Origin of the sequence: Saccharothrix sp. CB00851, from assembly GCF_001905065.1 — a bacterium.
In the GTDB taxonomy this organism is placed as follows: Bacteria; Actinomycetota; Actinomycetes; order Mycobacteriales; family Pseudonocardiaceae; genus Actinosynnema.
This window is the reverse complement of the sequence record NZ_LWLC01000013.1, coordinates 138,933-164,112: the sequence shown is the minus strand read 5'-3', so window position 1 is coordinate 164,112 and position 25,180 is coordinate 138,933. Positions and strand designations below refer to the sequence as shown.

Annotated in this window: 24 protein-coding genes; 21 read left to right on the top strand and 3 right to left on the bottom strand. The window is 72.8% G+C overall.

The window, feature by feature from the left end:
* Window positions 1-135: 135 nt before the first annotated feature.
* On the bottom strand, window positions 136-1,332 hold the full coding sequence (locus tag A6A25_RS44035; protein WP_158073742.1) for a hypothetical protein: 1,197 nt from the start codon (window positions 1,330-1,332) through the stop codon (window positions 136-138).
* A 150-nt stretch (window positions 1,333-1,482) separates the two neighbouring features.
* Here A6A25_RS44035 and A6A25_RS44030 point away from each other — a divergent pair, with 150 nt between their 5' ends.
* From A6A25_RS44030 to A6A25_RS15945, 12 genes are all read left to right on the top strand, one after another.
* Window positions 1,483-2,424: a hypothetical protein gene (locus A6A25_RS44030; RefSeq protein ID WP_158073741.1), complete on the top strand. Its 942-nt coding sequence runs from the start codon at window positions 1,483-1,485 to the stop codon at window positions 2,422-2,424.
* 107 nt (window positions 2,425-2,531) lie between these two features.
* Window positions 2,532-3,320: an HAD-IIA family hydrolase gene (locus tag A6A25_RS15995; RefSeq protein WP_073890548.1), complete on the top strand. Its 789-nt coding sequence runs from the start codon at window positions 2,532-2,534 to the stop codon at window positions 3,318-3,320.
* A gap of 5 nt (window positions 3,321-3,325) precedes the next feature.
* Entirely contained in the window at window positions 3,326-3,499 is a 174-nt protein-coding gene (locus A6A25_RS15990) for a hypothetical protein (protein ID WP_181320489.1), read from the top strand.
* A gap of 3 nt (window positions 3,500-3,502) precedes the next feature.
* Window positions 3,503-4,309, top strand: a complete 807-nt coding sequence (locus A6A25_RS15985) for a TlyA family RNA methyltransferase (RefSeq protein WP_073890542.1) — start codon at window positions 3,503-3,505, stop codon at window positions 4,307-4,309.
* A gap of 11 nt (window positions 4,310-4,320) precedes the next feature.
* Window positions 4,321-5,214: an NAD kinase gene (locus A6A25_RS15980; RefSeq protein ID WP_073890595.1), complete on the top strand. Its 894-nt coding sequence runs from the start codon at window positions 4,321-4,323 to the stop codon at window positions 5,212-5,214.
* A 72-nt stretch (window positions 5,215-5,286) separates the two neighbouring features.
* Window positions 5,287-7,068 (top strand): DNA repair protein RecN, encoded by a 1,782-nt coding sequence (recN, locus tag A6A25_RS15975; protein ID WP_073890539.1) that lies wholly within the window; start codon window positions 5,287-5,289, stop codon window positions 7,066-7,068.
* Window positions 7,065-7,733 carry a hypothetical protein gene (locus A6A25_RS15970; protein ID WP_073890538.1) on the top strand — a complete coding sequence of 223 codons (669 nt, stop codon included), beginning with the start codon at window positions 7,065-7,067 and terminating at the stop codon, window positions 7,731-7,733. Before recN ends, A6A25_RS15970 begins: the two co-directional genes overlap by 4 nt.
* 110 nt (window positions 7,734-7,843) lie before the next feature.
* On the top strand, window positions 7,844-8,566 hold the full coding sequence (locus A6A25_RS15965) for a hypothetical protein (protein WP_073890537.1): 723 nt from the start codon (window positions 7,844-7,846) through the stop codon (window positions 8,564-8,566).
* A gap of 75 nt (window positions 8,567-8,641) precedes the next feature.
* Window positions 8,642-9,826, top strand: a complete 1,185-nt coding sequence (gene steA, locus A6A25_RS15960) for a putative cytokinetic ring protein SteA (RefSeq protein WP_073890536.1) — start codon at window positions 8,642-8,644, stop codon at window positions 9,824-9,826.
* The gene (locus A6A25_RS15955; protein ID WP_073890535.1) at window positions 9,823-10,761 is read left to right on the top strand and encodes a copper transporter; all 939 of its coding nucleotides are present in this window, start codon (window positions 9,823-9,825) and stop codon (window positions 10,759-10,761) included. The genes steA and A6A25_RS15955 overlap by 4 nt, the downstream gene beginning before the upstream one ends.
* A gap of 309 nt (window positions 10,762-11,070) precedes the next feature.
* A complete protein-coding gene (locus A6A25_RS15950) occupies window positions 11,071-12,762 on the top strand; it encodes a CTP synthase (RefSeq protein ID WP_143193189.1) in 1,692 nt (563 codons plus the stop codon).
* On the top strand, window positions 12,759-13,379 hold the full coding sequence (locus tag A6A25_RS15945; protein ID WP_073890533.1) for an NUDIX domain-containing protein: 621 nt from the start codon (window positions 12,759-12,761) through the stop codon (window positions 13,377-13,379). The genes A6A25_RS15950 and A6A25_RS15945 overlap by 4 nt, the downstream gene beginning before the upstream one ends.
* Window positions 13,380-13,488: 109 nt before the next feature.
* On the opposite strand, the gene A6A25_RS15940 is transcribed toward A6A25_RS15945, so the two are convergent.
* Window positions 13,489-13,842, bottom strand: coding sequence for a hypothetical protein (locus A6A25_RS15940; RefSeq protein WP_073890532.1), 354 nt, complete (start codon window positions 13,840-13,842; stop codon window positions 13,489-13,491).
* A gap of 35 nt (window positions 13,843-13,877) precedes the next feature.
* On the opposite strand from A6A25_RS15940, the gene A6A25_RS15935 reads away from it, so the two are divergent.
* Complete coding sequence (locus A6A25_RS15935) at window positions 13,878-14,252, top strand: DUF2752 domain-containing protein (protein ID WP_241828739.1); 375 nt, start codon at window positions 13,878-13,880, stop codon at window positions 14,250-14,252.
* Here the strand turns inward: A6A25_RS15935 and A6A25_RS15930 are convergent.
* Entirely contained in the window at window positions 14,241-14,852 is a 612-nt protein-coding gene (locus A6A25_RS15930) for a DUF1707 domain-containing protein (protein ID WP_073890530.1), read from the bottom strand. The two genes, A6A25_RS15935 and A6A25_RS15930, sit on opposite strands and share 12 nt — an antisense overlap.
* Window positions 14,853-16,097: 1,245 nt before the next feature.
* Here A6A25_RS15930 and xerD point away from each other — a divergent pair.
* The 8 genes from xerD to A6A25_RS15890 all read left to right on the top strand — a co-directional run bounded on the left by xerD (window position 16,098) and on the right by A6A25_RS15890 (window position 25,050).
* Entirely contained in the window at window positions 16,098-16,982 is an 885-nt protein-coding gene (gene xerD, locus A6A25_RS15925; RefSeq protein WP_073890529.1) for a site-specific tyrosine recombinase XerD, read from the top strand.
* A gap of 87 nt (window positions 16,983-17,069) precedes the next feature.
* Complete coding sequence (locus A6A25_RS15920; RefSeq protein ID WP_073890528.1) at window positions 17,070-17,414, top strand: ArsR/SmtB family transcription factor; 345 nt, start codon at window positions 17,070-17,072, stop codon at window positions 17,412-17,414.
* Between the two features lie 114 nt (window positions 17,415-17,528).
* Window positions 17,529-18,503, top strand: coding sequence for a ParA family protein (locus tag A6A25_RS15915; RefSeq protein WP_198932718.1), 975 nt, complete (start codon window positions 17,529-17,531; stop codon window positions 18,501-18,503).
* A complete protein-coding gene (locus tag A6A25_RS15910) occupies window positions 18,500-18,820 on the top strand; it encodes a hypothetical protein (protein WP_073890526.1) in 321 nt (106 codons plus the stop codon). Before A6A25_RS15915 ends, A6A25_RS15910 begins: the two co-directional genes overlap by 4 nt.
* Before the next feature lie 47 nt (window positions 18,821-18,867).
* Window positions 18,868-19,731: a segregation and condensation protein A gene (locus A6A25_RS15905; protein WP_073890592.1), complete on the top strand. Its 864-nt coding sequence runs from the start codon at window positions 18,868-18,870 to the stop codon at window positions 19,729-19,731.
* Window positions 19,732-19,763: 32 nt separating this feature from the next.
* Entirely contained in the window at window positions 19,764-20,381 is a 618-nt protein-coding gene (gene scpB / locus A6A25_RS15900) for an SMC-Scp complex subunit ScpB (RefSeq protein ID WP_380735956.1), read from the top strand.
* On the top strand, window positions 20,374-21,135 hold the full coding sequence (locus tag A6A25_RS15895) for a pseudouridine synthase (RefSeq protein WP_073890525.1): 762 nt from the start codon (window positions 20,374-20,376) through the stop codon (window positions 21,133-21,135). The genes scpB and A6A25_RS15895 overlap by 8 nt, the downstream gene beginning before the upstream one ends.
* A gap of 177 nt (window positions 21,136-21,312) precedes the next feature.
* A complete protein-coding gene (locus A6A25_RS15890) occupies window positions 21,313-25,050 on the top strand; it encodes an nSTAND1 domain-containing NTPase (RefSeq protein WP_083668371.1) in 3,738 nt (1,245 codons plus the stop codon).
* Window positions 25,051-25,180: the final 130 nt, after the last annotated feature.

The following is a 25,180-nucleotide window of genomic DNA, read 5'->3' as shown; positions in this document are numbered from 1 at the left end:
TGGTACTGCACTCGTGAGGGTGTGGGAGAGTAGGACGCCGCCGAACAATTTTTCCCTGAAAGGGCTTGTGGTGGGGGCACATCGTTTTGTGCTCCAAACCGCAGGCCCTTTCGGCGTGTCCACAGTAGGAGGAAGTTAGTGTCCAGGTTCGGGGATCGACCCGGCGACCGTCAGCGTGGCCAGGGAGACCGACCGCGCCGATCCGACGACGGTGGCCGCGCCCAGGGAAGCCGCAAGCCGAGTGCTGGTGGCCGTGACGCCCGTGGCACGGGTGAGCGGTCGAGTGGCGGCTATCCGCGCCGGGACGACCGGCCGAGCTACGACAAGCCTCGTGGTGCCGACCGGCGCGATGACAACCGAGGCGAGCGTCCTCGCTACGACAAGCCCCGTGACGACCGTGGCGGTGCTCCGCGCCGGGACGACAACCGGGGTGGTGGCTTCCGCCGGGATTCCGGCGACCGGCCGAGCTACCCGCGCCGCGATGACCGCGGTGGCGCACCCCGTCGCGACGACCGCACCGGTGATCGGGGCGGGTTCCGGCGCGACGACAGCCGGGGTGAGCGTCCCCGTTACGACCGGCGGGACGACCGCGGTGGTTCCGATCGGGGCGAGCGCGGTGGCTACCAGCGTCGCGACGACCGGCCGAGCGGTGACCGGCCCAGCTACCCGCGCCGGGACGACCGGGGTGGCGAGCGCGGTGGTTACCAGCGTCGGGACGATCGGGGTGGGGAGCGTTCCGGCTACCCGCGCCGCGATGACCGTTGGAGCAGTGACCGGCCCAGTGGCGACCGTGGCGGATATCCGCGTCGGGACGACCGGGGCGGCAGCGACCGTGGTGGTTACCAGCGCAGGGACGACCGCGGTGGGGATCGCGGTGGTTACCAGCGGCGCGACGATCGGGGTGGAGAGCGTTCCGGCTACCCGCGTCGGGACGACAACCGGTCCGGTGGCTACCAGCGTCGCGATGACCGGCCCGGTGGTGACCGTGGTGGTTACCAGCGGCGGGATGACCGTGGTGGGGAGCGCGGCGGCGAACGTCGTGAGTACCGGCCGCGTGACGACCGCGCCGGCAGCGGTGACCGGCCCAGCTACCCGCGTCGGGATGACCGTGGCGGCAGTGACCGTGGTGGTTACCAGCGGCGTGATGACCGGTCCGGTGGCGACCGGGATGGCTACCAGCGGCGGGACGACCGGCCGAGCGGTGACCGTGGTGGTTATCAGCGGCGGGACGAGCGAGGTGGGGAGCGTTCCGGCTACCCGCGTCGGGACGACAACCGGTCCGGTGGCTACCAGCGTCGCGATGACCGGCCCCGGTACGACAAGCCGGCTCACGACAAGCCCGGGAACGACCGGCGGGATGAGCGCAGCCGTGAACGGGCCGCGCGGTTCCAGGAGCGGGTCGCCCAGGCCGATGACCAGGCGGTCGGTGAGGACACCGCGGCCGAGGTCGAGGTGACTCCGGTCGAGGTGACTGCCGCCGAGGTGACTGCCGCCGATGCGACGGCGGCCGACGTGACGGCTGTCGACGCGGTCGACGCCGACGTGGTGGTCCAGGTCGAGGCGGTCGGCGTCGAGGTCGTTGGCGCTGATCGGGTTGGCGCTGAGGAGTCGGCGGAGGCCGAAGCCGGCGACGAGAGCGGTGACGAGGCCGCGGTCGAGGCGGAGGAGGACGCCGAGTCCGGTGGGGCTGTGGCGGCCGGTGAGGTCGCGGCGGCGGTCGAAGGTGACGCAGACGAGCGTGTGTTCACCCGGGCCCGGACGCCTGAGCTGCCCGAGGACGCCGACATCTCCATCCTCGACCCCGAGGTGAAGCAGGAGCTGCGCGGGCTGCCCAAGGGCCTGGCCGAGATCGTGGGTCGGCACCTGGCGGCGGCGGGCATGCTCATCGACAGCGAGCCGGAGTTGGCGCTGGAGCACGCGCGGTACGCGCGGTCGAAGGCGGCGCGGGTCGCGGTGGTCCGGGAGGCTGCCGGGTTGGCCGCCTACCACGCCGGTGAGTGGGCCGAGGCGCTGTCCGAGCTGCGGGCCGCACGGCGCATGTCGCACGGCGCGGGGCACATCGCGGTGATGGCGGACTGCGAGCGGGCGCTGGGGCGTCCGGAGCGGGCCATCGAGCTGGCCCGTGAGGCGCAAGGGCTGGTGCTGTCCCCGGACGAGGCGGTGGAGCTGCGGATCGTCGCGGCCGGTGCCCGGCGGGACATGGGGCAGCTGGACGCGGCCGTGGTGGCATTGCAGGGCGACGACCTGGACGCCAAGCGGCGGGACCCGTGGAGCGCGCGTCTGTTCTACGCCTACGCGGACAACCTGGAGGCGGCCGGCCGCACCGAGGAGGCCGTGAAGTGGTTCCTCAACGCCGCGCAGGCCGACGACGACAACGAGACCGACGCCGCCGAGCGCGCGTTCGACCTCAGCCCGCAGGACTGAGCTCGCGGGACTGAAGCGATACCGAAGTCACAGCTGAAGGCTCGGCACCACCCGGTGCCGAGCCTTCAGACTGTTCACGACCGGAAGACTCCCGAACGGAGACGCCTGTGCTGCTGGACCGCTACGACGCCCTGCTGCTGGACCTCGACGGCACGGTCTACCGGGGGCAGGAGGCGGTGCCGGGTGCCGTCGAGGCGGTCGCCGCCGCCCGCGAGCACGGCACGGGCATCCGGTTCGTCACCAACAACGCGTCCCGGTCGCCGGAGACGGTGGCCGAGCACCTGGCCGAGTTGGGGTTCGACGCCGCGCTGGGCGAGGTGAGCACGAGCGCGCAGGCGGGCGCGGCGATGCTGCTGGACCTGGTGCCGCGGGGCGCGCACGTGCTGGTCCTCGGCACGGACGCGTTGGCCGAGCAGGTGCGGCTGCGCGGCTACGAGCCGACGCGGACCGCCGAGCACGCCCAGGCGGTCGTCCAGGGCCTGTCGCAGGACCTGGGCTGGCGTGAGCTGGCCGAGGCGTGTGTCGCGATCCGCCAGGGCGGCGCGCATTGGATCGCCTGCAACGTGGACGCCACCCTGCCCACCGAACGCGGCCTGCTGCCCGGCAACGGCTCGCTGGTCGCGGCGCTGCGGACGGCGACCGGCGCGGAACCACTGGTGGCGGGCAAGCCCGCGACGCCGCTGCTGGAGCAGGCGGCGAAGTCGGCGGGCGCGCAACGGCCGCTGGTCGTGGGTGACCGGCTGGACACCGACATTGCGGGCGCGGTGAACGCGGGCATGGACTCGCTGCTGGTGCTCACCGGCGTGTCCACCGAAGCGGAGGCGAACGCGCTGCCGGAGGACCGCCGGCCGACCTACGTGGCTGCCGACCTGTCGGTGCTGCATCGGCTACCTTGAATCCTGTGAGCTTCGAGGTTCCCCTCCCCGGCCCGCCGCGTGACCCCGTGGCCGGGATCGACGACGCCCTCGCCGGTCTCGACGGCCTGGACGCGCTGGACGTGGTCGAGCACGTGGCCCGGTTCGACGACGCGCACACGGCGTTGACGGCCGCGCTCTCCAGCATCGACAAGGTCTGACCGGTGCCTCGCAGGGCTCGGCTGGACGCCGAACTGGTCCGCCGCGGGCTGGCCAGGTCACGGGAGCACGCGAGCCAGCTCGTCGCCGAGGGCCGGGTGACCGTGCGCGGCACCGTGGCCACGAAACCCGCCACCGCCGTCGAGCTGGACACCGCGCTGGTGGTCCGCGAGACCGACGACCCGAACTACGCCTCGCGGGGCGCGCACAAGCTCGTCGGCGCGCTGGAGGTGTTCGACGGCGTCGACGTCAAGGGCAGGCGGTGCCTGGACGCGGGTGCGTCCACCGGCGGCTTCACCGACGTGCTGCTGCGCGCCGGCGCACGGCAGGTCGTCGCGGCCGATGTCGGCCGGGGTCTGCTGGACTGGCGGTTGCGCACCGACGACCGGGTCGTGGTCAAGGACAAGACGAACGTGCGGTCGTTGACGCCCGAGGACATCGGTGGCCCGGTTGAACTGGTGGTGGCCGATCTGTCGTTCATCTCGTTGAGGCTGGTGCTGCCCGCGCTGGCCGCGTGCCTCGACGAGGAGGGCGATCTGCTGCCGATGGTGAAACCCCAGTTCGAGGTCGGGAAGGAACGCCTCGGTTCGGGTGGTGTGGTGCGTGACCCGGAGCTGCGCGCCGAGGCGGTGCTGGACGTCGTCGCGTCCGCCGCCGGGCTCGGCCTGCGCCTGCACGGCGTCACCGCGAGCCCGCTGCCCGGCCCGTCGGGCAACGTCGAGTTCTTCGTCTGGCTGCGCCGGGGTGAGGCCCTCGACGCGGCCGACGCCACCGCGCTCGTGCGCGCCGCCGTAGCGGAAGGACCCCAGTGACCAAGGATCCGGTGACGAGGGAGATCCTGCTGGTCGTCCACACCGGGCGGCGCAGCAACGTGCTGGTGGCGCAGGAAGTCGCGGCGCGGTTCGCGGCGGGCGGGGTGAAGCTGCGGGTGCTGGAGGACGAGGCGCCGGAGCTGGACCCGTCGTGCTTCACGCAGGTCGTGCTGGCCGACGAGAAGGCCGCCGAGGGCACCGAGTTGGTGTTCGTGCTCGGCGGTGACGGCACGCTGCTGCGCGCGGCGGAGCTGGCGCGGTCGGCGGGCGTGCCGGTGCTCGGGGTGAACCTGGGCCGGGTCGGTTTCCTGGCCGAGGCCGACTCCGACGCGCTGTACGAGGCGATCACGCACGTCATCGACCGGGACTACGAGGTCGAGGAGCGGATGACGCTCGACATCACCGCGTCGGTCGACGGCGAGGTGCTGGAGGGCACGTGGGCGCTCAACGAGGCCAGCGTGGAGAAGAGCACCCGGGAACGGATCCTGGACGTCGTGGTGGAGGTGGACGGGCGGCCGGTGTCGGCGTTCGGCTGCGACGGCGTGCTGGTGGCGACCCCGACCGGGTCGACGGCGTACGCGTTCTCCGCGGGCGGGCCGGTGGTGTGGCCGGACGTGCAGGCGCTGCTGGTGGTGCCGAGCAACGCGCACGCCCTGTTCGCCCGGCCGCTGGTCGTGTCGCCGGCGTCCGTGGTGGCGCTGGAGGTGGACCCCGAGGGGCATCCCGCGGTGCTGTGCGCGGACGGTCGCCGCACGGTGAACCTGCCGCCGGGCGCGCGGGTCGAGGTGGTCGGCGGCAGCACCCCGTTGCGGCTGGTGCGGCTGCGGCCCGGTCCGTTCACCGACCGGTTGGTGGAGAAGTTCGAGCTGCCGGTGCAGGGGTGGCGCGGCCCGTCGGCCAAGTGACGGTGTGATCAACAGGAGAACACCCGCCCCCGAGCACACGCTTTGCCCGCGTCGCCCAGTAGTGTTCCGGGCGTGCTGGCCGAGATGCGCATCCAGGGCCTCGGTGTGATCGACGAGGCCACCCTTGAGCTCGATGCCGGTTTCACCGTGGTGACGGGCGAGACCGGCGCGGGCAAGACCATGGTCGTCACCGGGCTCCACCTGTTGGGCGGTGGCCGGGCCGAGGCGTCCCGCGTGCGCAACGGCGCGGACAAGGCGGTGGTCGAAGGGCGGTTCGTCGCGCCCGCGGGCAGCCCGGCGGCGAAGGTCGCCGAGGAGGTCGGCGGCGAGCCCGACGACGACGGCAGCGTGATCGCGATCCGCACCGTCGGCGCGGACGGGCGGTCCCGGGCCCATCTGGGTGGCCGGTCGGTGCCGGTCGGCGTGTTGTCCGAGCTGGCCGAGCAGCTGCTGGCGGTGCACGGGCAGAACGACCAGCTGAGGCTGCTGCGGCCCACCGAGCAGCGGTCGGTGCTCGACCGGTTCGCCGGTGACGAGGTCGCCGAGCCGCTGCGCGCGTACCGGAAGGTGCGCGACGAGTGGCTGCGGGTGGCCACCGAGCTGACCGAGCGCACCGCGCGGTCGCACGAGTTGGCGCGCGAGGCCGAAATGCTGCGGCACGGCCTGGCCGAGATCTCCGCGATCGACCCGAAGCCGGGCGAGGACGAGGAGCTGGTCGCCGAGGCACGCCGGCTCGCCGACGCAGACCAGTTGCGCGAGGCCGCGTCCGGCGCGCAGTACGCGGTGTCGGGCTCCCCGGACGGCGACCCGGACGTGCCCGGCGCGCTGGGGTTGATCGGCGAGGCCCGGCGACGGCTGACGGCGTCGGACGACCCGAAGCTGCGCGACCTGGAGCCCCGGCTGGTGGAGGCGGAGACGCTGCTGGCCGACGTGGGCGCGGAGATCGCGTCCTACCTGGAGCACTTGGACGCCGACCCGGCGCGGCTGGGGCAGGTGCTCGCCCGCCAGGCCGAGCTGAAGTCGTTGACCCGCAAGTACGCCGCCGACGTGGACGGCGTGATCGCGTGGGCGCAGGACGCGTCGTCGCGACTGGCCGGGCTCGACACGTCCGACGAGGCGTTGGCGGCGCTGGCCGCCCGGCGCGACGAGCTGGCCGTCGAGCTGGCCGGCTACGCGCAGCAGGTGACCGCCGAGCGGATCGCCGCCGCCGAGGAGCTGGGCAAGGCGGTGTCGGACGAGCTGACCGGCCTGGCCATGCCGCACGCCACGGTGGAGGTCGCGGTGCGGCCCAGGGTTGCCGAGCAGGGCGACCCGCAGGCGTTGAAGGTGGGCGGGCAGCTGCTGCACGCCGGGTCCAGCGGTGTGGACGACGTGGAGCTGCGGCTGATCGCGCACCCCGGCGCGCCCGCGCTGCCGGTGCACAAGGGCGCGTCCGGCGGTGAGCTGTCGCGGGTGATGCTGGCGCTCGAGGTCGTGCTGTCGCACTCCGACCCGGTGCCCACGCTGGTGTTCGACGAGGTCGACGCCGGTGTCGGCGGTCGGGCGGCGGTCGAGGTGGGCCGCAGGCTGGCCCGGTTGGCGCGCAGCCACCAGGTCATCGTGGTCACGCACCTGCCGCAGGTCGCCGCGTTCGCCGATCGGCACCTGGTGGTGGACAAGACCGCCGACGGTGTGCTGACGCGCAGCGGCGTGCGGAAGCTGGACGAATCGCAGCGGGTGGTCGAGTTGGCGCGGATGCTCGCGGGCATGGACTCCACCGACACCGGCCGTGCGCACGCGGAGGAGCTGCTGGCGGCGGCGAAGGCGGACAAGGAGAGCGTTCCCGTGGTGCGTCGCAAGGCGAAGAAGAAGTGAGCAGACGGGTGCTCGGTGCGGTCCTGCTGGTGGTGGCGGGTGTCGCGGCCGTCGTCGGCACGTTCCTGCCGTTGTACTGGCAGGGCAGCGTGTTCCGCGGCCGGCGGATCGGGTTCACCACGACGTCGTGGCAGATCGTCAGCGACCGGGTGTCGGACGACCCCAAGGCGGACGACTTCGACCTGGTGCTGAGCCAGACGACGCCGCAGTTCGGGGTGTCGATCGTGGGCGCGGCGCTGCTGCTGGCCATCGCGGCGGCGCTGGTGGCGCTGCCCGAGGCCCAGCGCCTGGCCGCCCGGTACGTCGCGGTCGCCGGGACGGCGCTGCTGGCGGGCTCCGTGTGGACCACCGGCACCGTGGTCGCGGCGGCGGTGGACGAGCGGGAGGCCGATCCGGACGCCGAGCCGTCGAACAGGCCCTCGCTCGAAGAGCTGTTCATCGAGGAGGTCGGTGAGGGCATCTGGCTGATGGCCGCCGCGGTGGTGGTCGCGGTGGTCGGGACGGTGCTGCTGCACGGCAGGCGGCCCGAGCCGAAGCCCGAGGGCGTGGTGGTCTACCGGGTGGACGACGACCTTTCCGACACCGACGACACCGACACCCCGCCGTTCGGGATCCCGGTGGTGGAGGTCGCGCAGCTCCCCGAGTCGGAGTACGACCGCCGCTGACGGGGGAACGGCACCCGGTCGGCCGTTGGCGGCGACGCTGGGCGCGGCTTTGCTGGTGGGTGGGGGTCGGTCCGCCGGCCGCGGCAGGCGAGCACGGAGGGGACGGCCACATGACCCGGCGCGCGATCGTCGTCATCACCATCGGTGCGGGAGCGCTCCTGGTGGTGCTGGGCTCGCTGTTCCCGCTGTACGGGCTGGAGACGGAGGTGCGGCCGGGTCCGGGCCGCCCGTCGCCCAACGACGTGAGCCGGCTGGTCGCGCTCACCGGGTGGGAGTACGTGGAAGAGCCGGTGCCCCTGAACAGGCCGGAGGGTGCCGGGTTCGACTTCCCCGTCTACGGGTACGGACTGGTGTTCGCGGCGGTGCTCGCCGGGGTCGGCGCGCTGCTGCAACTGCGCACGCCGCTGCTCGCGGCGATCGGCCGGTTCGGCGTGCTCGCGGGCTTCGGGCTCGCCGTCGGCACGCTGTGGGCGGCGGTGGAGACGCTGCGGACGCTGTTCGGTGTGAGCGCGATGCCGGCATCGTTCGTCACCCAGGAGACGTTCGTCGGCACCGGCACGTGGGTGATCGGCTCGGGTGTGCTGGCGCTGCTCGCCGGTGCGGTGATGGCGCACGACTGGCCGGCGCGGGTGCCGCGGCCCACCGGTGTGGCGGTGTACCAAGTGGACGACGACGACACGCCGCCGTTCGGCATCGCCATCCCGGTGTCCGAGCTGGACGTGCCACCGGCGGGACCTGTCGCGCCGCCGGTGGCCGAGCTGCCCGGCGTGCCCCGTTCGTCGGCCGACGAACGACGTCACCCTACCGGGGGTAATCCGTCCACTGTGGATTAGTGGTGTCACTGACCAGCCCGGATCGGCTCGGCGTGTTGGCCGCGGCGCGCGGGCGAGGTGAGTCACCATCGGTTCATGAAGCTCTCCGGGTTGCTCGGCCGCACGCACCACGAACTGCCAGGCGTCACCGGCGTGGCGCGGGTCGATCGCCGGTCGGGCGACCTGCTGCGCCGGCTCGGCCCCGGTGACGTCGCGGTCCTGGACCACGTCGACATCGACCGCCGCACCGCCGAGGCCCTGGTGCACGCGGGGGTGGTGGGCGTGGTCAACGCGTCGACGTCCATCTCCGGCCGGTTCCCGAACCTCGGCCCGGAGCTGCTGGTGGAGGCGGGTGTCCCGCTGGTCGACAACGTCGGCACGGCCGTGCTGCGAGAGATCCGGGACGGCACGAAGCTGCGGCTGCACGAGGGCGGCGTGTTCGTCGGCGGGAAGGAGGTCGCGCGCGGCGTCGAGCAGAACGCCGAGTCGATCGCCGACGCGATGATCGAGGCCAAGGCGGGTATGGCCGCGCAGCTGGAGGCGTTCTCCGCGAACACCATCGAGTTCCTGCGCCGGGAGCGCGCGCTGCTGCTGGACGGCGTCGGCGTGCCCGAGCTGCTGGTGCCGATCCGCGACCGGCAGGTGCTGGTCGTCGCGGGCGGTCCCCGGCACGCCGAGGAGCTGCGCAAGCTGCGCAAGTACATCCGCGAGTACCGGCCGGTGCTGTTCGGCGTGGACGCGGGCGCGGACACCCTGCACGACGCCGGGTTCGCACCGGACGTCATCGTCGGCGACCCGGACGCCATCGGCACCGAGACGTTGCGGTCGGGCTCGGAGGTGGTGGTGCCCGCGCAGGTCGACGGCCACGCGCCCGGCCTGGAGCGGATCCAGGACCTGGGCATCGGCGCGGTGACGTTCCCGGCGACCGGCAACGCCGAGGACCTGGCGCTGCTGCTGGCCGAGGCGCACGGCGCGACGCTGGTGGTGACCGTGGGCCTGCAGGCCGGCCTGCGCGAGTTCCTCGACCGGGGCAACTGCGGGTCGACCCCGTCGACGTTCCTCACCCGGCTCAAGCTCGGCAACAAGCTGGTGGACGGCCACGCCGTGGCGACCCTGCACCGCGGCCGGGTGTCGCTCGGCCTGATCACGCTGCTGGTGCTGGCCGCCGTGGCGGCGATGGTGTCCGCGCTCGCGGTGTCCGGGGTCGGCCACGTCTACGTCGACGTCGCGGCCGACGCGTTCCGATCCGTCGTCGACTGGTTCAGGGGGTTGTTCGGGTGATCTCGCTGCGCTACCACATCGTCTCCATCACCGCGGTGTTCCTCGCGCTCGCCGTCGGGGTGGTGCTGGGCTCGACCGCGATCAGCGGCCGGCTGCTGTCCGGGCTCAACGACGACAACAGCGCGTTGGGCCGGGAGGTCGCCGACCTGCAGGCGCAGCGCAACGGCCTGGACGCCCGGCTCGCCGACGCCGACCGGTTCGCCGGCACCGTCGGCCCGCTGGCGGTGAAGGGGCAGCTGGCCGACCGGACCGTCCTGCTGGTCACCACCGCCGACGCCCGGCCCGACGACCGGGACGCGGTGACCGGGCTGCTGCGTGACGCGGGCGCGACCGTGACCGGAGAGCTGCAGCTCACCGAGTCGTTCACCGACCCGGACAAGGCCGACCAGCTGCTCGACCTGGTCGCGCGGCTGCAACCCGCGGGCACCCGGCTGCCCACCGGCGCCGACCCCGGCACCAGGGCGGGCGGGCTGTTCGGCTCCGTGCTGCTGCTCGACCCGGGCACCAACCAGCCGCGGGGCACGCCGGACGAGCTGGCGGCGGCGTTGGGCGGGCTGTCCAGCTCGGGTTTCGTCAAGGCGGACGAGGAGCTGCGGCCCGCGCAGCTCGCCGTGGTGCTGACCGGGGGCGCGGTGACGGGTGACGCGGTGGCCGACCGGGCGGCGGTGGTGGCGCGGTTCGCCACCCAGCTCGACCGGTCCGGGGCGGGCGCGGTGCTGGCCGGTGGTGGCGGGTCGGCCGAGGGCACGGGCGCGGTCGGCGTGGCGCGGGCGGACACGGCGGCGACGTCCGTGCTGTCCACCGTGGACCACGCGGACACGGCGGCGGGGCGCGTGGTGGTGGTGCTCGCGCTGCGTGAGCAGTTGGAGGGCAAGGCGGGCCGGTACGGGGTGGCGGGCAACGCCGAGGCACCCGCGCCGGGTGTGGAGGGCTGAGCGGCCAGGACTTCCGGTAGGCTCGGGTGGTCGCGTCCGGCAGGGGTTGGAGGGTCGGCGTGTTCGGTGGGAAGTCCGGGCGGTTCTGGAGCCGGCAACCGGGTGTTCCGGACCGGTTCGCGAGTGGTTCGCGTGCCCGTGATCGCCTGTTCGATCGGTCCTAGTCCATCCGAGTGACACGCTCGGGTGCCCGCCGGCGCGCTGGGTGACCGGCGGCGTGTTAGCGTTAGGGCCCGTGGACAGGGCGCTGAGCTGTGCGGAACCACCGCGGCCTGCCCCTAGCGGACATCCAGACCACGGGGAGCCTCCTTGGTGCAGCAGGCACGTACGACCAAGCACGTTTTCGTCACCGGGGGTGTGGCGTCCTCCCTCGGCAAGGGGTTGACCGCGTCCAGCCTCGGACAGCTGCTCACCTCTCGTGGTCTCCGGGTGACCATGCAGAAGCTGGACCCGTACCTGAACGTCGACCCGGGCACGATGAACCCGTTCCAGCACGGCGAGGTGTTCGTCACCGACGACGGCGCGGAGACCGACCTCGACATCGGCCACTACGAGCGGTTCCTGGCGCGTGACCTGTCCGGTGACGCGAACGTCACCACCGGGCAGGTGTACTCCGAGGTCATCGCCAAGGAGCGGCGCGGCGAGTACCTGGGCGACACCGTCCAGGTGATCCCGCACATCACCGACGAGATCAAGCGGCGCATCCGGGCCATGGCCGAGCCGGACGCCGACGGCGTCATCCCGGACGTGGTGATCACCGAGGTCGGCGGCACGGTCGGCGACATCGAGTCGCTGCCGTTCCTGGAGGCGTGCCGGCAGGTGCGGCACGACGTGGGCCGGGACAACGTGTTCTTCCTGCACGTGTCCCTGGTGCCCTACCTCGCGCCTTCGGGTGAGCTGAAGACCAAGCCGACGCAGCACTCCGTGGCCGCGCTGCGCAACATCGGCATCCAGCCCGACGCGATCGTGTGCCGGGCCGACCGGGAGATCCCGGACGGGTTGAAGCGCAAGATCGGCCTGATGTGCGACGTGGACACCGAGGCCGTGGTGGCGGCGGTGGACGCGCGGTCCATCTACGACATCCCCAAGGTGCTGCACGGCGAGGGCCTGGACGCGTACGTGGTGCGGCGGCTCGGGCTGCCGTTCCGCGACGTCGACTGGACCGTGTGGGGCGACCTGCTCGACCGCGTGCACAACCCGTCCGAGAAGGTGCGGATCGGGTTGGTCGGCAAGTACGTCGACCTGCCCGACGCCTACCTGTCGGTGACCGAGGCGCTGCGCGCGGGCGGGTTCGCGCACCGCACCAAGGTCGAGATCGTGTGGGTGCCGTCGGACGAGTGCCAGACGGCGTCCGGCGCGGCGCACGCCCTGGCCGGGCTCGACGCGATCCTCATCCCCGGCGGGTTCGGGGTGCGGGGCATCGAGGGCAAGATCGGCGCGATCACCTACGCCCGGACCCGCGGCATCCCGCTGCTGGGCCTGTGCCTGGGGTTGCAGTGCCTGGTCATCGAGGCGGCGCGGAACCTGGCGGGCATCGCGGACGCGAACTCGGCGGAGTTCGAGGACACCGGGTCGCCGGTGATCAGCACCATGGCCGACCAGGAGGACGTCGTCTCCGGGCAGCGGGACATGGGCGGCACGATGCGGCTCGGCGCGTACCCGGCCGCGCTGGTGCCCGGCTCGCAGGTGGCGAACGCGTACGGGTCGCTGGAGGTGTCCGAGCGGCACCGGCACCGGTACGAGGTCAACAACGCGTTCCGGGACCGGCTGGCGTCGGCCGGGTTGGTGTTCTCCGGGACGTCGCCGGACGGGCGGCTGGTGGAGTTCGTCGAGCTGCCGGCCGACGTGCACCCGTTCTTCGTGGCCACGCAGGCGCACCCGGAGCTGAAGTCCCGTCCGACCCGCCCGCACCCGCTGTTCGCGGCGTTCGTGAAGGCGGCGTTGGACTACCGGCTGGCCGACCGGCTGCCGCTGCCCGAGACGGCGGGGGCGGCGCAGTGACGCCTCGGCACGAGTTCGGGACTGTGTCGTCGCGCGACGTGCACGTCGGGCGCGTCGTCGCGTTGCGGGTGGACGAGGTCGCCATGCCTGGTGGCGGAACGGCGTCGCGCGAGGTGGTGGAACACCTCGGTGCGGTGGCGGTGGTGGCCTTGGACGAGGCCGGTCAAGTGGTGTTGATCGACCAGTACCGGCACCCGCTCGGCAGGCGGCTCTGGGAGCTGCCCGCCGGGTTGTTGGACGGCGGTGACGAGGCGCCGCTGGACGCGGCGCGGCGTGAGCTGGCCGAGGAGGTCGGGCTCGCGGCGTCGGAGTGGGTGACGTTGGTGGACGTCGCCGTGTCGCCGGGGTTCACCGACGAGGTGGTGCGGGTGTTCCTGGCGCGCGGGCTCACCGAGGTGGACCGCGAGCTGCAGGGCGAGGAGGAGGCCGACCTGGAGGCGAAGCGCTTCCCGTTGGCCGAGGCGGTGGACATGGTCCTGGCCGGGGAGATCGTCAACGGCCCCGCCGTGTCCGGGCTGCTCGCCGCGCACGCCGTGGTCACCGGTGGCGGGACGGGGCGCCCCTCCGACGCCCCGTTCCGTGACCGTCCGACCCGGTTCGCCGCCCGTCGCTCCTGAGCGTTGAACTCGGGTGTCCTGGACGTAGGACTCTCGACGCGTGAACGTAGGACTCTCGCGAGAGTCCTACGTTCGGAACGCGTGTGTCCTACGTTCAGGACCGGTGAGTTTAACGTTCGGGGGTTCGGTGCAGGGCGGGTAGCGTCGGGCGGGGGTACTCGCGGTCGAACGGTGTGGCGCCGCGTGGTGTGCGCAGACCTTGCCGCTTCTCGGCTCGGCGCGCCGCCGCGTAGGCCTCCACGTGCGCGTTCCACCGTGCCCGCAGCACGTGCAGCAGTTCGAGCGCGGCCGCCAGCGCCCGCTCGTCGCGTTCGAACGGGCCCGCCACCAGCTCCAGGTAGCGCATGGTGACCGCGTAAGGCGCCGCGTGGAACCTCCGCACGCAGGAGCGGAAGGCCGACGCGCGGTGCGGCAGCGGCACCGTCGGGTCGGCGGCCCGGCGTGCGTACGAGGAGAAGCTCATCGTCGGGGAGTGTCCGTGTTCGGGAGCGGTGGATGATGGTGAGTGTGCGGGGTCCGTTGGCGGTCGCGGCGGCGGCGGTGGGTGGGTGTGGGGTGCTGTTGTTCGTGGAACCCAACCGGCCCGGGTCGTGGCTGCCACCCTGTCCGCTGTACGCGTTGACCGGTATCCAGTGCCCGGCGTGCGGGTCCACGCGCATGGTGCACGCCCTGCTGCACGGCGACGTGGTGGCGGCTTGGCAGTTCAACGCCGTGATGCTGGTGGCCGGGCTGCCGTTGCTGGCCTGGCTGTGGGTGCGGTGGTTCCGGGCGGCGCAGGCCGGGCGGCCGACGCCGCCGGTGTCGCGGAAGGTCGGCGTGCCGGTGGTGGCGCTGGCCGTGACGTGGATGCTCGTGCGGAACCTAGTCGCGTAGCTTGCGGCCCTGGCCGTCCGTGCCGCCGTTGACCAGCAGGATGATCCCGTCGATCAACGACCAGATGCCGCACCCGCCGCAGGTCAGCAGTTGCGCGATGCCGATCGCGGTGTCACCGATGTAGAACCGGCCGATGCCGAACGGCAGCGCCAGCTGCAGCACGCCCGCCGCGATGCGCGACTTGTCCGACAGCGGCTGACCGGTCACCGGGTCCACGCCGTACGGCGCGTTGGGGTTGAACCCGGGCGGCGGGTAGCCGAACGCCGTGCCGTAACCCTGGGACGGGTCGGCGTAGCCGGGCGGCGGGTAGCCGGGGATGCCCTGACCGGGCGTCTGGAAGCCGGGCGTCTGGAAACCGGGCGGCGGGGTGGCGTACCCGGCGGTCGGCGGGTAGCCGGGCGGCAGGAACTGCGGGTGCGGCTGCGGCAGGTCGTGGAACAGGGCGGCCAGCTCCTGCGCGGTCTGCGCCGCGGACGCGTAGCCGACGCGCTGCTCGTACTCGCCGATCTCCAGGCGACCGCCCGCGAAGTGGTCGTTGAGCGCGCTGATCGCCTCTTCGCGCTGCTGGTCGCCGATGCGCACCTGGTGTGGTTCCGACACAGGGGGAACGCTAACAGCCACCCGCCGCCGGGCAGGCCGGAACCCGCTGGTCGACCTACGCTTCAGAGGTGCTGGTCGGAGTCCCCCGAGAGCTGAAGAACCACGAATACCGGGTCGCCATCACGCCGCGGCCGGTGCGGAGATCGTCCGGGACGCCGACGACGTGTGGGGCGAGGCCGAGCTGGTGCTCAAGGTGAACGTGCAGGCGGAGGTGGCGAAGGTTCACGGGATGCCGCACGTGCCGCTGGAGGTTGTGGAGCGCCGGAGGCGCTCACAAGCTTGAAAGCTTTGAAAGCTTTGAAAGCTTGAAAAGCGTCCTCGCCGGACGGGCAGATCAGCAGGATGACATCCCCCGGTTCCGTCCTTCCCTTGTTCCGCTGGGAACTCCGGTTGGGTTGGTGGTCCCGGACTCCGTGTCATCCCACCGACCTCCCTCCGGGTTACCACACGTGTCAAGGGCGGCGCGAGCCCGAAGTGAAGTAGGAGGCAAAGGTGGACGCGCCGCCCTTGACACGTGCGGTAAGGCTGCGCCAGGTCGGCGGGATGACACGAAGCCCTCCTATTGGGGAGAAGGACGTGCCCGTTGCACAGCGCGCGGGGGTCGCCGACGAGCGCGGGGACGAACGGGCCCGGGGCGGGTGCGGTCGCTTTGCNCGTGTCATCCCACCGACCTCCCTCCGGGTTACCACACGTGTCAAGGGCGGCGCGAGCCCGAAGTGAAGTAGGAGGCAAAGGTGGACGCGCCGCCCTTGACACGTGCGGTAAGGCTGCGCCAGGTCGGCGGGATGACACGAAGCCCTCCTATTGGGGAGAAGGACGTGCCCGTTGCACAGCGCGCGGGGGTCGCCGACGAGCGCGGGGACGAACGGGCCCGGGGCGGGTGCGGTCGCTTTGCAGAGGTAGGGGTTCGTGTCATCCCGCCGACCTGGCGTAGCCCTACCGCACGTGTCAAGAGGGCGTCGTGCAAGCGTTGCCTGATACTCCAACTTCGGGCGCCCTCTTGACGCGTGTGGTAGCCCGGAGGGAGGTCGGTGGGATGACACGGAGCCCGGGACCACCAACCCAGCGGGAGTTCCCAACGGAACAAGACGGAGACGGGACCGGGGGATGTCATCCTGCTGATCTGCCCGTCCGGCGAGGACATGCTTTTCCAGTTTTTCAAGCTTCACCAGCCCCGGAGAGCGTCACGAGATGTCGAAGAACACCACAGCCGTGCCCTTGGAGGGGACTCCGGCGGGGCGTGCGATGAGCGCTTACCTGGACCACCTCGCCGTCGAACGGGGCACGGCGCGCAACACGCTCGACTCGTACGGCCGGGACCTGCGTCGGTACGCCGAGCACCTGACCGCCAAGGGCGTAGCCGACCTGGCCGACGTCACCGAAGCCCTGGTCGGCGACTTCCTCGCCACCCTGCGCGAGTCCGGGCTGGCCGCCTCCTCCGCCGCGCGCACCCTGGTCGCCGTGCGTGGCCTGCACAAGTTCGCCCACCTCGAAGGCCTCACGGCGCACGACCCCGCCCGTGCCGTCCACCCGCCGTCCACGCCGCGCCGACTACCGAAAGCGCTGCCGGTGGACGACGTGCTGAAGCTCCTTGAGAGCAGCCCCGCCGACAGCCCCGCCCACCTGCGCGACCGCGCCCTGCTGGAACTGCTGTACTCGACCGGCGCGCGGATCTCCGAGGTGGTCGGCCTGGACGTGGACGATGTCGATGCCGCCGAGCGCACCGTGCTCCTGGACGGCAAGGGCGGTAAGCAGCGGGTCGTGCCGGTCGGTCGGCCGGCGTTGGAAGCTCTGGACGCGTATCTGGTGCGCGCACGTCCCAGCCTGGCCAAACGCGGTACGCCGGCCCTGTTCCTCAACGCCCGCGGTGGGCGGTTGTCCCGGCAGACGGCGTGGCACGTGCTGAAGACGGCGGCCGAACGGGCCGGTATCCAGGCCGAAGTGTCGCCGCACACGCTGAGGCACTCGTTCGCCACCCACCTGCTGGAAGGGGGAGCGGACGTGCGGGTCGTGCAGGAACTGCTGGGCCACGCGTCCGTGACGACGACGCAGGTCTACACGCTCGTCACCGTCAACACCTTGCGCGAGGTCTACGCGACCGCCCATCCTCGCGCATCGGGTGGAACATGAGTCGGCCACGGGTACCGTGGGCGACTCGCCCGACCGGGCGCCCGCCCACGTCATCGATGAGCCCGACGAGCTGGAGGTGCCGACCCGGTGCCGAACCTGGACGAGCCCGAGCGCACCGCGATCGAGCTGGGCGCGGTGCTGCACGCGTTGAGCGACCCGACCCGGCTGGCCGTGGTGCGCCAGATCGAAGCCGACGGCGAGCGCCTGTGCGGCGCGCTGCTGGTGGACGTCGCCAAGTCCACGTTGTCGCAGCACCTGCGCGTGCTGCGGGAAGCGGGCATCACCCGCACCAGGGCCCGCGGCAACCAGCGGTGGGTGTCGCTGCGGCGTGACGACCTCGACGAGCTGTTCCCCGGCCTGCTCGACGTCGTGCTCCGCGCGGCCGAGCGGAACTGCCGCAAAGCCGGCGATCAGGCCGTCACCGCGAGCTGACCCCCGACGGGAACGCGCTGAGAACGATCCACCGCGCTTCGGCGAGGCGCGTTGCCGCTGGACCTCGGTGTGCTTAGGCTGCGCCCAGGCAGAGGACTAGGAATCGGGAAGGCGATGTCGACACCGGAACACGCGGGCCACCCGTGGGGCGCACCCCCACCACCCCCGCCACCGTCCGGTGTGCCGCGCGCCTCGGTCGAGCTGAGCCTCGCCCCGCACGCCGCACCCGCGGACGAAGACGCGACCGAACAGGTCGCGGGCGACATCGGGCCGACCGGCCGCCCGCTGCGCTACGTCGCCGACCCACCGCTGATCGCCCGGCACGGCCCGGCGAAGATCCTCGCGGTGTGCAACCAGAAGGGCGGGGTCGGCAAGACCACGTCCACCATCAACCTCGGCGCGGCGCTGACCGAGTACGGCAGACGGGTGCTCCTGGTCGACTTCGACCCGCAGGGCGCGCTGTCGGTGGGCTTGGGCGTGCACCCGCACCAGCTCGACCAGACGATCTACAACGTGATCATGGAGCGCGACGTCGGCGTCGGCGACGTGATCATGCAGACCCCGGTCGAGGGCATGGACCTGCTGCCCAGCAACATCGACCTGTCCGCCGCGGAGATCCAGCTGGTGTCCGAGGTGGGCCGGGAGCACACGCTGGTCCGCACGCTGCGCCCGGTCATCGAGCACTACGACTACGTGCTGGTGGACTGCCAGCCGTCGCTCGGCCTGCTCACGGTCAACGCCCTCGCGGCGGCTGACGGCGTCCTCATCCCGCTGGAGTGCGAGTTCTTCAGCCTGCGCGGGGTCGCCCTGCTGATAGACACCATCGAGAAGGTCAGGGAGCGGTTGAACCCGAAGCTGGAGATCACCGGCATCCTCGCCACCATGTACGACCCGCGCACCCTGCACTCCCGCGAGGTGATGGCGCGCGTGGTCGAGGCGTTCGGCGACGTCGTGTTCGACACGGTGATCAACCGCACCGTCCGGTTCCCGGAGACGACCGTCGCCGGCGAGCCGATCACCCGCTGGGCGCCGCGCTCGGCGGGCGCGAAGGCCTACCGCGCGTTGGCGCGCGAGGTGATCGCCCGGTGACCCGACGCCCATCCCTGCCGGGCGCGTCCGAGCTGTTCCGCCTCACGACCGGTGACCGGCCCGACGACGGGCCCGGGTCGCAGCCACCGGCGCAGCGGCGTGGCACCGGGCGGCAGAAGCACTCCACGAAGATCACCGTGTACGTGTCCGACGAGGAGCTGCTGGCGCTGGAGCACGCGCGGCTGGCGTTGCGCGGCGAGCACGGCTTGGCGGTCGACCGGGGACGCGTGGTGCGCGAGGCCATCGCGATCGTGCTGGACGACCTCGAAGGGCACGGCGAGGACTCGCTGCTGGTGCGTAGGTTGCGCGAGCAGTGAGCGGTGACGCACCCGAGACCGAATCCGCAGTGGCCGCGCCGGTCGAGGTGGTCGAAGCCACCGCGCCGGACGAGTCGGTCGCACCGGTCGAGTCCGACGCACCGGTAGGGCCGGCGGCGCCGGACGACGGCCGGTTCAAGGTCAAGCTGACCAACTTCGAGGGGCCGTTCGACCTGCTGCTGCAGCTGATCTCGCAGCACACGCTCGACGTGACCGAGGTGGCGCTGCACACCGTCACCGACGACTTCATCGCCTACATCCGGGCGTTGGGCGAGAAGTGGGACCTGGACGAGACGACCGAGTTCCTGGTCATCGCGGCGACCCTGCTCGACCTGAAGGCGGCCCGCCTGCTGCCCGCAGGCGACGTCGAGGACGAGGAGGACCTGGCACTGCTGGAGGCGCGGGACCTGCTGTTCGCGCGGCTGCTGCAGTACCGGGCGTACAAGCAGGTCGCGGCGCTGTTCGGGGAGCTGGAGAAGGGCGCCTACCGGCGCTACCCGCGGTCGGTGGCGCTGGAGCAGCGGTACGAAGGGCTGTTGCCCGAGGTGATGCTGGGCGTGGACGCCCGGCGGTTCGCCGAGATCGCCGCGGTCGTGTTCCGGCCCAAGCCGCCGCCGACGGTGTCGACCTCGCACATCCACCAGCACCGGGTCTCGGTGCGCGAGCACGCCGACCTGCTGCGGACACGGCTGGCGGAGGCGGGCACGGCGACGTTCGCCGAGCTGATCGCCGAGTGCACCGAGACGATGGAGGTCGTGGCGCGGTTCCTGGCGCTGCTGGAGCTGTACCGGGAGCAGGCGCTGGCCTTCGAGCAGCCGGACCCGCTGGGCGAGCTGCGCATCACGTGGGTCGGCGGCACGATCGAACAGGCGCGGGCGCACGCGCACGACGAGGACGAGGAGTACGGGTGAGCGACCAGGCAGCAACCGAGCCGCCCGAGCCGCTGCCGTTGGCCGTGGACGCGGGGACCCGGGAGTCGGGGACCGAGGACGAGGCCGAGGCGGGCGGGCTGCCCGACCTGTCCGACGACACCGAGTTCGAAGGCGCCCTGGAGTCGATCCTGCTCGTCGTGGACAGCCCGATCGCCGAAGAGCAGCTCGCGGGCGTCCTCGACCAGTCCGTGAAGCGGGTCACCGCGGCCCTGCGCAGGCTCGCCGCCCGGTACACCGAGCAGGGCAGCGGCATCGACCTGCGTAGAATCGGTGACGGCTGGCGGTTCTACACGAGGGACCGCTTCGCGCCATTCGTGGAGAAGCTGCTGCTCGACGGGCAGCGCGCCAAGCTCACCCGGGCCGCGTTGGAGACACTCGCGGTCATCGCCTACCGGCAGCCCGTGACCAGGGCCCGGATCGCGGCGGTGCGCGGGGTGAACGTGGACGGTGTCATCCGCACGCTCGTCGCGCGCGGCCTGATCGCCGAGACGGGCACGGATTCCGACACGGGTGGCATCCTTTACCGCACGACCGAACTGTTCCTGGAGCGGTTGGGGCTGTCGTCGTTGGGCGACCTGCCGCCGATCGCTCCCCTGCTGCCCGAAGTGGATGCGATCGACGATGTCTGACCAGGCCCGGCCGAACCCCTCGGATCAACCCGAGGGGATCCGGCTCCAGAAGGTGCTCGCCAAGGCGGGCATCGCCTCGCGGCGGGTCGCCGAGGAGCTGATCGAACTCGGCCGCGTGCAGGTCGACGGCGAGGTGGTCCGCGAGCAGGGCCGCCGCATCGACCCGGACACGGCGGTCGTGCACGTCGACGGCGTGCGCGTGGTGCTCAAGGAGGACGTGGTCACCATCGCGTTCAACAAGCCGCGCGGTGTGCTGTCCACCATGCACGACGATGCGCACCGGCCGTGCGTGGGCGACTACCTGCACAACCGCAAGGAACGCCTGTTCCACGTCGGCAGGCTGGACGCCGACACCGAGGGCCTGCTGCTGCTGACCAACGACGGCGACCTCGCGCACCGGCTGATGCACCCGTCCTACGAGATCACCAAGACCTACCTCGCCGAGGTGCCCGGCCCGATCCCGAAGGACCTGGGCAAGCGGTTGCGCGCCGGGCTGGAGCTGGAGGACGGCCCGATCGCGGTCGACTCGTTCAAGCTGATCTCGTCCATGCCGGGCAAGGCGCTGGTCGAGGTGGTCCTGCACGAGGGCCGCAAGCACATCGTGCGCCGCCTGCTCGACCACGTCGGCCACCCCGTCGAGCACCTCGTGCGCACCGCGGTCGGCGAGGTCCGCCTGGGCAACCAGCGCCCCGGCTCGATGCGGGTGCTCAACCGGCAGGAAGTCGGCTCCCTCTACAAGGCCGTCGGGCTGTAGCGGGTAGGCGCTTGGCGGAGCCCCCATCCACCGCCAAGCGCCTCTCCCCCCATCCCCCTGCGGAACCCCTACCCGGTTCCACCGCCATTCCTACGGCAGACGGGTTGTTCAGTGTCAGCGCGTGGACGCTGAACAGGCTTTTCTGAACAATCGCCCTCGTCGAAGGGGAGGGCGACGATGGCCAGACCGGAGGGCCCGTTACGGGCCGAGAGCCGCGAGCTGGGCGAGTTCGCGGCTGACCTGAGGGCTCTGCGGGAACGGGCGGGCGGCCCCACCTACCGGCGGCTGGCCCGGGACGCGCACTACTCGGCGGCGGCCCTGTCGGAGGCGGCGAACGGGCGGCGGCTGCCGAGCCTCGCGGTGACGTTGGCGTACGTGCGGGCCTGCGGTGGTGACGTCGTGGCCTGGGAGGGTCGCTGGCGGGAGGTGTCCGAACGGGTCGCCGACGCGAACCCGCGCACCCCGCCGACCGCCACCGAGGCCCCGTACACCGGGCTGGCGGCGTTCCAGGTGCGGGACGCGGACCGGTTCTTCGGCCGCGACCGCGTGGTGCGGGAGCTGACCGGCCTCGTCGCGCGGCGCCGGTTCGCCGGTGTGTTCGGCGCGTCCGGCTCGGGCAAGTCGTCGGTGCTGCGCGCGGGCCTGGTGGCGACGTGGAGCCGGCCCTCGGTCGTGCTCACGCCCGGCGCGCGGCCGGTGGAGGAGCTGGCGGTGCGGATCGCCGCGAGCACCGGCCGGGACGCCGCCGCGCTGGCCGCCGAGTTCACCTCCTACCCGGAGAACCTGCACCTGCGCGTGCGGCAGGCCCTCGTCGGCGGTGACGACGACCTGCTGATCGTGGTCGACCAGTTCGAAGAGGTCTTCACGCTGTGCCAGGAGCCCGCCGAACGGGCCGCGTTCATCGCCGCGCTGACCACCGCGTGCTCCGCGCCGACCAGCCGCACGCGGGTCGTGCTGGGGGTGCGCGCCGACTTCCTCGGCCACTGCGGGCAGTACCCGGAACTGGTGGAGGCGCTGCGCGGTGGGCAGGTGCTGCTCGGCCCGATGTCGCCGGACGAGCTGCGCGAGGCGATCGTGTCGCCCGCCGCCGCGGTCGGCTGCAAGGTGGAGACCGCGCTGGTCACGCGCCTGGTCGCGGACGCGGCGGGCCAGCCGGGGGTGCTGCCGCTGGTGTCGCACGCGTTGCTGGAGACGTGGCGCAGGCGGCGCGGTGTGGCGTTGACCCTCGCGGGCTACGAGGAGGTCGGCGGGGTCGAGCACTCGATCGCGCGCAGCGCCGAGCACATCTACCAGGGCATGGGGCCGGTCCGGCAGGAGGTCGCCAAGCAGGTGTTCCTGCGGCTGATCGCGGTCGGCGAGGGCACCGAGGACACCAAGCGCCGCGTCGCCCGCGCCGAGGTGGACCACCACCCCGGCAGCGACGGCCACGAGGTGCTGGCCGCGTTGGCGCAGGCCCGGCTGGTGGTGCTGGACCGGGACGCGGTGGAGCTGGCGCACGAGGCGCTGATCCGCAACTGGCCGCGGTTGCGCGACTGGATCGCCGAGGACCGGGCGGGCCTGCGGGTGCAGCGGATGCTGACCGAGGCCGCGCACACGTGGGAGGCGCTGGATCGCGACCCGGGCGCGCTGTACCGGGGCACCCGGCTGGCGTTGGTGCGCGAGTGGGTCGACGGCACCCGCGGTCCCCGGCTCACGCCGGGTGAGATCCGGTTCCTGGAGGCCAGCATCGCCGCGGACGACGCGGTGCGCGCCGGCGAGTTCCGCCGCACCCGCAGGCTCCGGCAGCTGGTGTCGGTCATGGCCGTGCTGCTGGTGCTGGCGTCCAGCGCGATCGTGGTCGCGGTCCGCGCCGAGCGGTCCGCGACCGAGCAGCGCAACATCGCGCTGGCGCGCAAGGTGATCACCCACGCCGCCACGCTGCGTGACGCCGATCCCGCGCTGTCGTTGCAGCTCACCCTGGCCGCGCACCGGTTGGCGCCGCTGCCCGAGACGCGGGACGCGCTGTACGGCGCGTTCACCAAGCCGTACGCGACCCGGATCGCCGCGGTGCGCACGACCGCGGTCAGCCCGACCGCGTCGCTGCTCGCCGTCACCGACGACACCACCGTCCGGGACGTGCGGCTGGTGGACGTCTCCGACCCGCACCACCCGGCGAACCTCGGCGTGCTGACCGGGCTGACCGATCCGCGGGTGCTGGCGTTCAGCCGTGACGGCACGTGGCTCGCCGGGGCGTCCGACGAGCACGTCGCGGTGTGGCGTACGACGAACCCCCGGCAACCCGTGCTCCTTCACCGGCTTGACGACCTGGCGGTCGCGCCCACGGCGGCCTTGGCGTTCTCGCCGGACGCCCGCTACCTCGTGGCCGGGTTCGTCGGGGGTGCGCCGCGGGCGTGGGACCTGACCGACGGCGCCGCGCCGGTGTCGGTGCCGTCGCCCGGCGGGGCGTCGTCCGAAGTGGCCTTCCTCTCCGGGCACGTGGCGGCGATCGTGTCCGGCGACCGGGTGCACGCGGTCGACCTGGCCACCGGCACGTCCGACGTCCTGGTCGACGGTGTCGGCGCGGTCACCGCGCTGGCGGTCGGCGACGAGGGCAGGCTGGTCGCCACGGCGGGGGAGGACCGGGTGGTGCGGCTGTGGGAGGTCGCCGACCCGCGCGGGCCCGCCCGGCAGACCGCCGCCCTGCGGCACGGCGGCGACGTGCGCGCCCTGGCGTTGAACGAGGACGCGCGGGTGCTGGCCACGGCGGGCGACGACCGGTCCGCCCGGCTGTGGGACGTCACGAACCGGTCCGCGCCGCTGGGGGCCGCCACGCTCAACGGCCACTTCGGCCCCGTCACCGCGGTCGGCTTCGCCGCGGGCGGACGGGCCCTGGTCACCGCGGGTGCCGACCGGTCGGCCCGGCTCACCGACCTCACCGACTTGCCGGTGGCGCACCCGGTGACCCTGCGCTCGGTCGTGGTCGCCGCCGGACGGCCCCTGGCCGCCACCGTCGACGTCGAGGGCGAGCTGCGGCTCGTGGACATCTCCGCGCCGCGCGGTCCGCGCACCGCCTGGCCGTTGACCGCGCACCCGGGCCCGGTCCGGGCCGCCGCGCTCAGCCGGGACGGCGAGCACCTGGTCACCGCCGCCGAGGACGGGCGGGTGCGGGTGTGGCGCACCACCAACCCGGCCGCACCGGACCTGGTCGGCGAGACGGGACGCGGGCACGTGGTGGCGTTCAGCCCGAAGGGCACGCACTTCGCCACCGGAGGGCTGGACGACGGGACGGTGCGCCTGTGGAACGTCGCCACGCTGGCGCGGGTCGCCGAGCTCACCGACCCGGTCGACCCGAAGGTCCCGACCGCCGCGCTGGCGTTCGACGACACCGGCGACCGGTTGGTGGTCACCAAGCTCGGCGGGTCGGTCGAACAGTGGGACACCACCGTCCCGCTGTGGCCCGAGCGGCGGCGCCGCGACACGCTGGGCGTCACCTTCCCCACGGCGGTGGCGTCGGTGCCAGGGGGACTGGTGACGGTGGAGGGCGACGGCAAGGCCGTGGTGTGGCGGGAGCCGGGACCGGACCACGACGGTGACCGGCCGGCGCCGCTCACGTCCTCCGAGCCGCTGGGGTCGGGGGTGCGCGGGGTCGCCGCGGCGGGCGGGCTGCTCGTGATCGCGGGCACCGACGGGAACCTGCGCCTGTACGACGTGTCGGGCAGGCCGTCCCGCCCGTCGGCCGTGTTCGCCGGGCACTCGTCGGGCGCCGGCTCGGTGGCGTTCGCGCCCGACGGCCACACCCTGGTGAGCGCCGGCGACTCGGTGCTCCGGTTCTGGGAGACCGACCTGGGCGCGGTGGTGGACCGGATCTGCGCCACCGCGTACCCCCCGGATCAGCGCCGCGCAGTGGGCGGACTACTTCCCGGACTTGCCCCATGAGCCACCGTGCGCCTAGACCTGATTCCACTGAGTGGAAGGGATTCGGTCGCGGCGGGTGTCGGCGCCGACCGCGTTGCAAGATCACATCATGAAGTTTTCCCGCCACTCATTGTGGCGGCGCACTTCTCTC

Coding starts and splice junctions, on each gene's coding strand:
- A6A25_RS15940 (WP_073890532.1), bottom strand. CDS start 13,842: ATGAGCTTCTCCTCGTACGCACGCCGGGCCGCCGACCCGACGGTGCCG.
- steA (WP_073890536.1), top strand. CDS start 8,642: ATGAAGCTCTCCGGGTTGCTCGGCCGCACGCACCACGAACTGCCAGGC.
- A6A25_RS15890 (WP_083668371.1), top strand. CDS start 21,313: ATGGCCAGACCGGAGGGCCCGTTACGGGCCGAGAGCCGCGAGCTGGGC.
- A6A25_RS15935 (WP_241828739.1), top strand. CDS start 13,878: ATGGTGAGTGTGCGGGGTCCGTTGGCGGTCGCGGCGGCGGCGGTGGGT.
- A6A25_RS15965 (WP_073890537.1), top strand. CDS start 7,844: ATGACCCGGCGCGCGATCGTCGTCATCACCATCGGTGCGGGAGCGCTC.
- A6A25_RS15895 (WP_073890525.1), top strand. CDS start 20,374: ATGTCTGACCAGGCCCGGCCGAACCCCTCGGATCAACCCGAGGGGATC.
- A6A25_RS15915 (WP_198932718.1), top strand. CDS start 17,529: ATGTCGACACCGGAACACGCGGGCCACCCGTGGGGCGCACCCCCACCA.
- xerD (WP_073890529.1), top strand. CDS start 16,098: ATGAGCGCTTACCTGGACCACCTCGCCGTCGAACGGGGCACGGCGCGC.